This window comes from Flavobacterium sp. Sd200, assembly GCF_009826935.1.
Taxonomy (GTDB): Bacteria; Bacteroidota; Bacteroidia; order Flavobacteriales; family Flavobacteriaceae; genus Flavobacterium.
The window spans coordinates 219,554-231,679 of record NZ_WUMN01000005.1; the positions used below are offsets into that span (position 1 = coordinate 219,554).

Annotated in this window: 9 protein-coding genes; 8 read left to right on the forward strand and 1 reads right to left on the reverse strand. The window is 40.0% G+C overall.

Annotated features, from left to right (window positions below):
- Positions 1-42: 42 nt before the first annotated feature.
- Positions 43-690, reverse strand: coding sequence for a hypothetical protein (locus GR160_RS14460; RefSeq protein WP_160750602.1), 648 nt, complete (start codon positions 688-690; stop codon positions 43-45).
- 78 nt (positions 691-768) lie between these two features.
- Between GR160_RS14460 and GR160_RS14465 the strand changes: the two genes are divergently transcribed.
- The 8 genes from GR160_RS14465 (at position 769) to GR160_RS14500 (ending at position 12,097) form a co-directional block, all read left to right on the forward strand.
- Positions 769-1,668 carry a hypothetical protein gene (locus tag GR160_RS14465; RefSeq protein ID WP_160750603.1) on the forward strand — a complete coding sequence of 300 codons (900 nt, stop codon included), beginning with the start codon at positions 769-771 and terminating at the stop codon, positions 1,666-1,668.
- 78 nt (positions 1,669-1,746) lie between these two features.
- A complete protein-coding gene (gene rmuC, locus GR160_RS14470; RefSeq protein ID WP_160750604.1) occupies positions 1,747-3,150 on the forward strand; it encodes a DNA recombination protein RmuC in 1,404 nt (467 codons plus the stop codon).
- A 7-nt stretch (positions 3,151-3,157) separates the two neighbouring features.
- Complete coding sequence (locus tag GR160_RS14475) at positions 3,158-3,703, forward strand: acyl-CoA thioesterase (RefSeq protein WP_160750605.1); 546 nt, start codon at positions 3,158-3,160, stop codon at positions 3,701-3,703.
- Between the two features lie 38 nt (positions 3,704-3,741).
- Positions 3,742-4,827: a hypothetical protein gene (locus GR160_RS14480; protein WP_160750606.1), complete on the forward strand. Its 1,086-nt coding sequence runs from the start codon at positions 3,742-3,744 to the stop codon at positions 4,825-4,827.
- A gap of 134 nt (positions 4,828-4,961) precedes the next feature.
- The gene (locus GR160_RS14485; protein ID WP_160750607.1) at positions 4,962-6,056 is read left to right on the forward strand and encodes a hypothetical protein; all 1,095 of its coding nucleotides are present in this window, start codon (positions 4,962-4,964) and stop codon (positions 6,054-6,056) included.
- Between the two features lie 27 nt (positions 6,057-6,083).
- The gene (locus tag GR160_RS14490; protein ID WP_160750608.1) at positions 6,084-8,099 is read left to right on the forward strand and encodes an FG-GAP-like repeat-containing protein; all 2,016 of its coding nucleotides are present in this window, start codon (positions 6,084-6,086) and stop codon (positions 8,097-8,099) included.
- 4 nt (positions 8,100-8,103) lie between these two features.
- Positions 8,104-10,098, forward strand: a complete 1,995-nt coding sequence (locus GR160_RS14495) for an FG-GAP-like repeat-containing protein (protein ID WP_160750609.1) — start codon at positions 8,104-8,106, stop codon at positions 10,096-10,098.
- A gap of 4 nt (positions 10,099-10,102) precedes the next feature.
- A complete protein-coding gene (locus tag GR160_RS14500) occupies positions 10,103-12,097 on the forward strand; it encodes an FG-GAP-like repeat-containing protein (protein WP_160750610.1) in 1,995 nt (664 codons plus the stop codon).
- Positions 12,098-12,126: the final 29 nt, after the last annotated feature.

The following is a 12,126-nucleotide window of genomic DNA, read 5'->3' on the forward strand; positions in this document are numbered from 1 at the left end:
AGAGGCCAAAAAGTATTGCGAATTGAAATTTTAGGAAATCTGCTATTCAACAATTCTTAAAACGATGCTTATAGCGAGTACAGCAATGCCTAAGATCAGGATAATCCTGCCGTGTGCCCTGTCAGCCGCAGCATAAGTGTAAACACGTTCTCCATTAGGTAAAGTTTTCTTTACGGTTAAAAGTACATATCCCGTTATAATCCCTAAAAATCCACCTAATAGTGCTGAAATATATCCAAAAACAACCCAAGCCTTTTGATCTTTTTCAGGTTGGGCAAGGTCAGAAATACGTTGTTTACGTAAACTTTTAATAAGGCTGTCATCTATGGCTTTACCCCGTTCGGCTAAAAGTTTACGCGCCAGTACATAATCAAACTCACTCCACTCGTCATGTTTCAATACAACATCATACAACTCATCATTTGTAAATGTCAGCATATAATAATCTTCAGGAAGGTCTTTAATCATATTTTCTGCCTGTTGCTCTAAAAGGATTTCAGCCTTTTCAAAATCCTGCTTTTTAAGCTGTATCTCATATTCTTTGAGTAATTCTCCTGAAAAACTACTTCCCAATCTGGGCGAATTATCTATAAATAAACATTCTATGCCATTCTCTAATAAATACTTTTGTAGGTTTTTAGCCTCTGCAACATCAGTATATTTTTTAAATGTAGTGTAATTAGCCATCATATAGCAACAATGTTAAGTATCAAATATATAAAAACAATGGTAATCTCACTATTTTTGTAAATACAACAGTCATAATACATGTCTAAAATAGTTTTTCATTTTTTGCTGATAACAAACCTTTGCGTAGCCCAGCAAACCATCCTTCCAAAAATAAACTTTACGCAAAATTCAATAACCGCCAATCCTTACATTGGGCTATTAAAACTTACCGATAACAATGCATTAATTGTGAGATCTTACAACAGCGAATTTGCCGTTAGCTATTTGGTGCTGTCATCTGACGGAGCTATGCATCGATATGGGCTGTACAATATTGACGGCAAAAATCTCATACGAAAACTCAACGTAACAGAGAACGAAAAAGCCCGGTTCCTTAAACTAATTTCAGACATCAATACTCTCGATGCAACCCAGCTCAACCTTAAAGAAGTTACCCTTTCAAATGGCACAAAATCAGAAGTAAATTTTAATAATTATCCTGATTATTTTATTGAAATGTATCAGGGCATTAAGTCGGTTACGTTCAATTCACTTCAGGCAGACGGTTTCATTGAAGCAGAGGTATCTGGTTATCGAATGCGCCAAAAACTGGTTTCAATTTTCAAAGACCTTGATTTTTCCGAAACAATTGCAACTCACGCTTATGACGCAGTAAAAGCCAAAGACACCGTCTATATCCGTTTTAAAAAAAGCAATTTTGAACAGAAGCAAACAATAGCGGGAGGCGATAAACTGTATGATATTGCTTTTGGAGGAAAAAACCATGCTTATCTACTTACAAAAAACAACAGTCCGGCATTTGTTGCCGATACGGCTTTTTTAGAAAAACATCAGAGTGAAACCGTAGATTATGATTTCTTTTTAAAATATAATACCCGTATCAGTTTCTTTCATTTCAGGGTACTCTATATAATAGATGAAACCGATGCATCAGGTAAAAAAATAGTAGTTCCCGTAAGCGATTTCTCGGTTATATAGAAACACTATAGATAATGACCGTTGCACGTATAGCCTAAAAATTTTTATTTATTTTTACGGTTATCAAATTTCCTTACAATGCCCGATACCCTTATTTTACTGCTTGCTTTTGTAATTGCCCTTGCCATAGGCATTTTTGTTGGCAAGTCTATATTTTCCGCAAAGGCGTCGGCCGACTCAAAAGTGCTTGAAGAACGCCAAAACAGCCTTCAGCAAACCATAGAGCAGTTAAAACAGCAGTCCATAACAGAACGCAGCACCATAGAAAAACAAATTGTGCTGCTGCAACAGGAACGCAACGACTTGCGCACAACTAAAGACGCCCTTAATGTGCAGCTTACAAAAAAAGAGGCTGATTTTGACAACCTTTTAGAGCGTATGCGCGAACAGCGTGCTGAGACCGAAGAACTTCGCGAAAAATTCACCAAAGAGTTTGAAAATCTGGCGAATAAGATACTTGAAGAAAAATCGAATAAGTTTACAGAACAAAACCGTGAGAACTTAAAGAACATACTTACACCGCTACAGGAAAAAATATATCTTTTTGAAAAAAAGGTAGAAGACACCCATAAAGAAAGTATTGATTATCATGCTGCACTGCGCCAACAAATACTGGGGCTTAGGGAAATGAACGAAAATATGAGCAGGGAAACCCTTAACCTTACCCGTGCTCTTAAAGGCGATACTAAAATGCAGGGCAACTGGGGTGAGTTGGTGCTTGAACGTGTGCTCGAAAAATCAGGTCTTGAAAAAGGGAGAGAATATTACGTTCAGCAAAGCCATGTACTCGAAGATGGTGCCCGTGTGCTGCCCGATGTTGTAATAAACCTGCCCGATGGTAAGAAAATGATTGTGGACAGCAAGGTATCACTTGTAGCTTATGAACGCTATGTTAATGCAGATGATGACCCGCTTAAAATGGTGCATTTAAAAGAGCATGTAAATGCAATAAAGCGCCACGTAGACCAGTTGGGTGATAAAAACTACCATGACCTCTATAAAATAGAAAGTCCGGATTTTGTACTGCTTTTTATTCCTATGGAACCTGCATTTGCACTTGCCCTTAGTGAAGATGCATCGCTTTACAGCAAAGCGTTTGAACGTAATATTGTTATTGTTACCCCTTCTACCCTACTGGCTACCCTTCGCACCATAGACAGTATGTGGACAAACCAAAAACAGCAGGAAAATGCTTATGAAATTGCACGCCAGGCAGGTGCACTGTATGATAAATTTGAAGGACTTATTAGCGACCTTACCAAAGTGGGCAATAAAATGAAAGATGCGCAAAGCGAATATCAAAACGCTATGGGCAAATTGTTCGACGGCCGTGGTAACATTATAGTTTCTATCGAAAAACTTAAAAAGATGGGGGCTAAAGCTAAAAAGTCACTACCGGAAAGCATCGTTAACCGTGCCCTTCAACAAGAGGAAGATGCACTTTTAGAGCAAAACAACGACGAAGGACTATTTAAAGAATAAAAGTATTATGGAAGAAATCTACAGAAGTGTAAACGACTCTAAAGTAACCATATCTGAACTCATGTTGCCGTCTCACACCAATTTTAGCGGCAAAATCCATGGAGGATATATTCTTATGCTTATGGACCAGATAGCTTTTGCCTGTGCAGCAAAATATAGCGGAAGCTATTGTGTAACAGCATCTGTAGACACTGTAGATTTTTTGAACCCTATAGAGGTTGGCGAGCTTGTTACCATGAAAGCATCGGTTAACTATGTGGGCAACAGCTCAATGGTTGTGGGCATACGTGTAACGTCTGAAAACATCCGCACCGGCATAGAAAAACACTGTAACTCTTCTTACTTTACTATGGTTGCAAAAGACAGCAACGGCAAAAATGTAACTGTACCGAAACTCTTACTTACAAGTCCTAAAGAAGTACGCAGGTTTTATAATTCGGTAAAGCGTATAAGCCTTAAAAACGAACGCAACCGCCATGAAGAAACATTTGACCACACCACTCCCGAAGCATTAGACGGATTAAAACATTACAGGGTAAAGCTGGAGTTGTAGTGTTTTGTATATATTTGTCTTTAAACACACAAAGACTAATGATAAAACAATACACAGCTTATTTACTACTCATTTTTACATTTCTATCGTTAATTTCATGTGGTAATGATGATGAGTCTGATTACAGTATCATACCGCAATCGCCTGTAACGCTTAATCTGGAAGAGGCTCCCTACAGCAACCTTTCTGAATATCATTTTTTTGAGGGCGATATTAAAAACCTTCAACCCGTATATGGCGTGTTGCCTTATGATCTTAACAGCAGCCTGTTTACAGATTATGCCCTGAAAAAGAGATTTGTTTACATGCCTTCAGGAACCAGGGCTACTTATACTGCCGATGGCGAAGTGCTGGACTTTCCTGTGGGCACAGCACTCATAAAAAACTTTTATTATGATAATGCGGGTACTGAACGCGCCACAGTTATTATAGAAACCCGCATTATGATACAAAAGGCAGATGGATGGGTATTTGCCAATTATGTTTGGAATAATGATATGACCGAGGCTGTACTGACACCTGCCGCCAGCACAAAACAGATAGGCTGGTATCAGGGGAATATTTACCGCACAATAAACTACAGAATACCGTCAGAAATGCAATGTGCATCATGCCATACACTTAACGATACCCCAAAACCTATTGGCACTAAGCCTCAAAACCTCAACAAAAATTATGTTTACAGCAACGGAGAACAAAACCAGTTGCAAAAATGGATAGAATTTGGCTATCTTAACACGGCACCTTCTTCTATACAAAGTACTGTAAATTGGGAAGACACATCGCAATCTTTAAATTTAAGGGCACGTTCTTATCTCGACATTAATTGTGCACACTGCCATACACCTGGAGGATCCTGCGGTTATACTCCTATGAATCTTGCCTTCAACCAAACACACATAGATACCAATTTAGGAATATGTGTGCCTCCACAGGATTTTGTGACCGGAGATGAGCAGTATATAATTGCTAAACAGGATGCCTTAGGCTCTCTACTTGCCTTTAGAATGAGAACCAGCGACCCAGCCGAAATGATGCCTTTAATTGGCCGTACAATTGCCCATAGGGAGGGCGTGGCTTTAATAGACCAATGGATAAACGGTATGAACGAACCTTGCCCTTAACTAAATTATAATAAAATAGTTACAAAATAAATAGCCTTAACTCACGGGGCTATTTTTTTTTACACTTAATTCACATCGATAACAGTTTTATATTATATTTGTTAATTATTCTTTAAAATTGCTACGATTACCACATGAAAAACCTTTACAAATTACAAACTACATTTTTTCTGTTTACCCTTATTTTATTGACATCCTGCGGCTCTGACAACTCTGATGATTACAAAGAAATCTCACCTGTACATGTAGATCTTTCTACAGTACCCTACCCTACACTTTCGCAGTATAAATTCTTTAAAGGAGACATGAAAAACCTTGAACCGGAACTAAAAGTTATACCTTATGACCTTAGCAGCACGCTGTTTACCGATTATGCCCACAAAAAGAGGTTTGTGTGGATGCCGGAGGGAACAAAAGCGACTTATGACGGTGATGGTAAAGTACTTAAATTTCCGAAAGGGACAGTACTGATAAAAAACTTTTACTATGACAATGTGTTGCCCAACAACACTACCCGCATTCTTGAAACCCGATTGATGATTAAAACGTCCGATGCCAATGGCTGGATCTTTGCCGATTATATATGGAATGACGAGCAAACCGAAGCTACTCTTGATTTGGCTGGCAGGGATGTGCCTATATCCTGGTTGGAAAATGGCGAAACAAAATCCATCAACTACAGGATACCTTCTGAAAACGAATGTTTTACATGTCATAAATCAGGCAATCCGGCTATGGCTATACCTATAGGGCCAAAACCTCAAAACCTCAACAAGAATTATACGTATGCCGATGGCACTCAAAACCAGCTTTCGCGCTGGATAAGCGAAGGATATCTTGAATCTGCACCTCAAAACATTACCTCTGTAATAGACTGGACTGACACCTCCAAACCATTGGAACTAAGGGTTCGTTCATATCTCGACATTAACTGTGCACATTGCCATAGTGAAGGTGCGCACTGCTCCTACCGTTCTATGCGCTTTGCCTTTAGCGAAACCACCACTCCTCAAAATCTTGGCATTTGCATGCGTACAGAAGAGAACATAAACCCTTCTCTAATTTATATCGTTACAAAAGGAGTGCCTATGCGCTCTGCACTTTATTATCGCATGAACAGTGTTTTAGAATCTGAAAGGATGCCGCTTATGGGGCGCACGATTGTTCATACCGAAGCTGTTGCCATGATAAATGAATGGATTACCAACATGGACGGACCCTGCCAATAAAAAACCTAATACAACACAATAAAAAACATGAAAAAGATCTTTACACTTGCCCTATTCTGTTTGGCACCGCTATGCCTTACAGCACAAACAAACTGCGGTAATGCCCCCGCATTGATTCCCGGGTTACACAATGCTACATTTGCCCAGGGAAGCACACCGCCTTCCACTATATGCGTTAATGGAATTAGCAACAACCCTACTATGGGAATTTGGTACAGCTATACTCCTATTGCCAATTATACTGCAACTATCAGTACAAGCGTTCAGGGATACCCTAACAGAGATACCCGTGTTCATGTATATTCAGGAAGCTGCGATAACCTTGTATGCGTAGGCGGAGATGATGACAGCGGCCCCAACCAATCATCTATAGTAAGTTTTACCGCAATCAGGGGAGTAAACTATCATATAGCTTTTGACAATAACTGGGACAGCAATGCATTTGCTTTCAGGCTTAGTGAGGATGCTCTTGTAATTCCGCCCTTTACAGCCCAAAACTTTAGTCTGTTAGGCGATAAAATGTGTGTGGTAGACCTTAACGGCGATTATCTGGACGACATTGTTGCCCCAGGGGGTGCCCAGCAAAATTTCCAGAATGTGTATGTAATGTATCAAAATTACAATGGGGGTTTTACCTCAGCCACCCTTACTACCCCTCCTTTTAACTTCGACCCAAGCTGGAGTATGGCTGCAGGCGATTTTGATAAAAACGGCTATAACGACCTATTGTATGGCGACTATGGCGGAGCCTCTTTACTGCTTGCAAACAATACCGGTACAGGCTTTTCTTCGGTATTGCAGTCAACACAATTCATCTTTTCGCAACGCACTAATTTTGTAGATATCAATAACGACGGTAACCTTGATGCCTTTATATGTCATGACACTGCCCCTAACTGTTATTTTTTAAATAATGGTGCAGGAGGGTTTACTTATCATCAGGGTGGTATAGGCGATTATCCGTCAGGCGGAAATTATGGTTCTATATGGATCGACTATGATAATGATGGTGATATGGATATGTTTATTGCCAAATGCCGTGGTGGTGGAGACAGTGCCTCTATAGACGAGCTGCACCGCAACAATGGCGACGGAACATTTACAAACGTAGCACAGGAAGCTGGTTTTGCCGATTTTCACCAGTCATGGTCGGCTGCATGGGCAGATTTTGATAACGATGGCGACATGGATGTTCTTGTAGGCGGTAGCGCAAGTCCACACAAACTAATGCGCAATAACGGCGATGGTACATTTACAGATATAAGTGCCAACTCAGGCTTTGATGTTGATGCATCTTTAAGCTATGAGCATGTGGCACACGATTTTGACAACGATGGCTTTGTAGATGTATTGGGCGGTGGCAATAAAATAATGCACAACAATGGCGATATGACGTTTAGGGCCATACCCATTAGCGCAGGCAGCGGCCCTATTGGCGATTTAAATAACGATGGCTTTTTAGATATTGTAAACGGCAACTTTATCCATATGGCAAACCCTAACGGCAACAACTGGATAAAAATACTTTTACAAGGGCTTACCAGCAACCGCAACGGTATTGGCGCAAGGATAGAAATTATTGGCGAAGGCAATGGTTGGACAAAACAGATAAGGGATGTGCGCAGTGGCGATGGTTTTGAATATATGAGCTCATTAAACACCCATTTTGGCCTTGGCCTTACCGATGCTCTTGATATGGTTGTTGTAAAATGGCCATCGGGTACTATAGATTATATTACAAACCCAACAATTAACCAGGCACTTGCTGTTGTAGAAGGATCTTTTCCGCTTAGCAGGCTTGATGTAAATGCTGATAAGTTTACATTATATCCTAATCCGGCAAAAGAAACACTTAACATTAAAAGCATAAATAATTTTAGTGCACAGAAAGCCAGCATATACAGCCTTGACGGAAAGTTGGTAAAAACAGAGAATATAAAAGACTCATCTGTATCGGTGCAGCAACTTGCAAAAGGAACCTATCTTATTATACTTCAGGGTAAAGACGGAAAACAATATACGTCTAAGTTTATAAAAGGATAGTTTTATGAAACTTAAAATTGCCATAGTATTATTAACCGTTTGCATTGGGACAAAAGCACAAACAAATTGCGAAAATGCTGTTGCCATACAAGCTGGTTTGCATAATGCGGTTTTTGTAAACGGGAGCACACCACCTGTTATTATTTGTACAAATGGTGTAAATAACATGCTTACAAAAGGTATTTGGTATAGCTACACACCTACTTCTACATACACAACGTCAATACGGTCATCAGTAACCGGATATCCTGATACAGATACCAGACTACATGTATACAGCGGCGTTTGTAATAATCTTGTATGTGTAACAGGAGATGATGACAGCGGCAACGGAACTACCGCTTTAGCAACTTTTACAGCTGTGGAGAACACTACCTATTTCATTGTTTTTGACGATAACTGGAGTAACGAGAATTTTGTATTTAATTTACAGGAAAACACTTATGTACCGCAGCCTTTTACTCCACAATATTTTGAACTTGAAGGTAGCAAATGTGCCATTGCAGACCTTAACGGCGATTATTTAGACGATATAATTTCGCCTACAATCGTAAATTCGGTAAATGTTCTCTATCAGAATCCTGATGGTGGAGCTTTCATACCTCAAACTTTAAGTACTCCCACAATCCGGTACAGACCCTCATGGAGCATTGCAGTGGGAGATTATGATAATAACGGTTATAATGATTTGTTGTATGGAGATAGCGCAGGAGCCTCTTTAGTACTTGCAAACAGTAATGGTACTGCTTTTAATACCTTACTCGAATCTTCACAATATATTTTTTCACAACGCACAAACTTTGTCGACATTAACAACGATGGCCATTTGGATGCGTTTGTTTGTCATGACTTCGAGCCTAACTGTTATTTTTTGAATGATGGCAATAGCGGATTTACTTTTCATCAGGGAGGATTAGGAGATTATCCAACGGGGGGTAATTATGGCTCAATCTGGGTAGATTATGACAATGACGGCGATGTCGATTTATTTATAGCCAAATGTCGGGGAGGATCTAATCAGGCAGCATTAGACGAGCTGTTGAGAAATAACGGAGACGGCACTTTTACCAATGTGGCTCAGCAAGCAGGCTTTGCCGACTTACATCAATCATGGTCTGCGGCATGGGCAGATTTTGACAACGACGGTGATATGGATGTAATGATAGGTGCATATGGCGGATACAATAAATTAATGCGTAATGACGGAAATACCGTATTTACTGATGTATCTTCAGGATCGGGTCTCGGGACGTCTACAAGCAATGAACATATAAGCCATGATTTTGATAACGACGGCTTTGTAGACCTATCCAGCGGTAGCGGCCTAATGCATAACAATGGAGATATGACCTTTAGTCCTGTTAATGTTAGTTTCTATGCAGCAGCTGTAGGCGATCTAAACAATGATGGATTTCTTGACATATTAAATTATAATGCTATATATTATGGAAATCCTAACGGAAACAATTGGATAAAGATACTACTGCAGGGTACTACAAGCAACCGCAACGGCATAGGTGCAAGGGTAGAAATATTGGGTAATGGAGATGGCTGGACAAAACAAATAAGAGATGTGCGCAGCGGCGAAGGATTTAAATATATGAGTTCGTTAAATACACATTTCGGTTTGGGTCAAACAGATGCCTTAGATATGGTTGTTGTAAAATGGCCATCGGGTACAGTAGATTATATCCCCAACCCTACCATAAACCAATCGCTAATGGTAGTAGAGGGTTCTTTTCCGCTAAGCAGGCTTGATGCAAATGCCGACAAATTTACATTATATCCTAACCCGGCAAAAGAAACCCTAAACATAAAAAGCAGCAATAATTTTAGTGCGATAAAAGCAAGTATATATAGCCTTGACGGGAAATTAGCAGCGCAAGAAGATATCTCCAATTCTGCAATATCTGTAAGACATTTAACTAAAGGCACCTATGTTATTGTGCTTCATGATAAAAATCAAAAATCCATTACAACCAAATTTATAAAAGAGTAAAACTATGAAACTAAAAATTACTTTACTTGCTTTACTTGGGTGGCATTTTGCAGGCGCACAGGGCACATGCGCTACCGCCACACCTATTACACCTGGCACTTATAATGCAGTGTTTACGGCCGGAAGCCAGGTACCATCATTAATTTGTACAGGAGAGATAAACAATCCGACTACTTTAGGTATTTGGTTTTCTTTTACCCCCACAGCAACAATCACAGCCACTGTTAACACCAATGTGAGCGGTTATCCCAACAGAGACACACGCGTGCATGTATATAGTGGCAACTGCGAAACATTGATCTGCGTTGCAGGAAATGACGATGCAGGCAACGGGCAACTAACATCTTTGGCAAATTTTACCGCAACTGCCGGAGTTACCTATTATATAGCATTTGATAATAACTGGGACAGTAACTCTTTTCATTTCACCCTTTCGGAGTCAGTACCAAGCTCTACCTCTTTCTCACAACAAAGTATATCCATGACCGGGACACAGTATTGCATTGTAGACCTCAATGGAGACTATCTTGACGATATTGTGGCACCTGTAAACAATGGTGTGAATGTGTTATATCAAAGTGCTAACGGTTCAGGTTTTACCCAAGCGTCACTTACAGCGCCTTCAACTGTATATATGCCAAGCTGGAGTATGGCAGCAGGCGATTTTGACAAGAACGGTTTTAACGACCTGTTATATGGCAGCGGCAGCGGTGCTACAGTAATGCTTGCAAATGCTACCGGAACTGCTTTTGAAACGGCATTTATATCTACACAGTATCTTTTCTCGCAGCGCACCAATTTTGTCGATATTAATAACGATGGTAATCTGGATGCTTTTGTATGCCACGATGTTCAGCCTAATTGCTACTTCCTAAATGACGGTGCAGGTGGGTTTACTTTTCATCAGGGAGGTTTAGGCGATTTTGCATCCGGAGGAAACTACGGGTCTATATGGATAGATTATGACAATGATGGCGACAGCGACCTTTTTATTGCCAAATGCCGTGGCGGAAGTGATGCCGCTATAGACGAGTTGCATCGCAACAATGGCGACGGAACCTTTACAAACGTAGCACAGCAAGCCGGATTTGCAGATTTGCATCAATCTTGGTCGAGCGCATGGGGCGATTTTGATAATGACGGCGATATGGATGTACTGGTGGGTGGCAGCAGCAGTCCGCATAAACTTATGCGTAACAACGGCAACGGCACTTTTACAAATGTAACAGTAGGATCAGGATTTGAAAGTTATACTACCAATATAGAGCATACTGCACACGATTTTGACAATGACGGTTATGTGGATATTTTTGGCGGTGGAAATATCATTATGCACAACAATGGCGACATGACATTTAGTCCAATATCCGTTTCGGCAAGTAACGGTCCCATTGGCGATCTTAATAACGATGGTTTCCTGGATATACAAAACGGCAATACCCTGCACATTAATAACGGTAATGACAATCATTATCTTAAAGTGCATTTACAGGGTGTAGAAAGCAACCGTAACGGTATTGGTGCACGTGTAGTTATTTATGCCAACGGTGCCCCTTGGTCTCAGCAAATAAGAGATGTAAAAAGCGGCGACGGCTTTAGATACATGAGTTCTTTAAATACTCATTTTGGCTTAGGAAGTGTTACAGAGCTTGTTAAACTGGTAGTTATATGGCCATCTGGCACAATAGACATGATAGACTATCCTACAATAGACAGTGCTATACTGGTTGTAGAAGGTTCTACACTTAGTGTGCAGGATAATGTAAACAAGATGTTCACATTGTATCCTAACCCGGCAAAAGAAGTATTGAACATACAGGGAAGTGCATCGTTTGAGCCTGTAAGGGCCACTATTTACAACCTCGAAGGCAAGCTTGTAAAAAAACAGGATATAAAAAATACATCAATCCCGGTACAGCAACTTGCAAAAGGTACTTATATAATTAACCTACAGGATAAAGAAGGTAAAAATTATTCTGCAAAATTTATAAAAGAGTAATAATTCTTATTGAAGTGGTTTAAACTTTT

What these genes read in the sequence shown, in the direction of transcription:
- GR160_RS14460 (WP_160750602.1), bottom strand. Translation starts at nt 690, where the DNA reads ATGATGGCTAATTACACTACATTTAAAAAATATACTGATGTTGCAGAG.
- GR160_RS14490 (WP_160750608.1), top strand. Translation starts at nt 6,084, where the DNA reads ATGAAAAAGATCTTTACACTTGCCCTATTCTGTTTGGCACCGCTATGC.
- GR160_RS14465 (WP_160750603.1), top strand. Translation starts at nt 769, where the DNA reads ATGTCTAAAATAGTTTTTCATTTTTTGCTGATAACAAACCTTTGCGTA.
- GR160_RS14475 (WP_160750605.1), top strand. Translation starts at nt 3,158, where the DNA reads ATGGAAGAAATCTACAGAAGTGTAAACGACTCTAAAGTAACCATATCT.
- GR160_RS14500 (WP_160750610.1), top strand. Translation starts at nt 10,103, where the DNA reads ATGAAACTAAAAATTACTTTACTTGCTTTACTTGGGTGGCATTTTGCA.
- GR160_RS14485 (WP_160750607.1), top strand. Translation starts at nt 4,962, where the DNA reads ATGAAAAACCTTTACAAATTACAAACTACATTTTTTCTGTTTACCCTT.
- rmuC (WP_160750604.1), top strand. Translation starts at nt 1,747, where the DNA reads ATGCCCGATACCCTTATTTTACTGCTTGCTTTTGTAATTGCCCTTGCC.
- GR160_RS14480 (WP_160750606.1), top strand. Translation starts at nt 3,742, where the DNA reads ATGATAAAACAATACACAGCTTATTTACTACTCATTTTTACATTTCTA.
- GR160_RS14495 (WP_160750609.1), top strand. Translation starts at nt 8,104, where the DNA reads ATGAAACTTAAAATTGCCATAGTATTATTAACCGTTTGCATTGGGACA.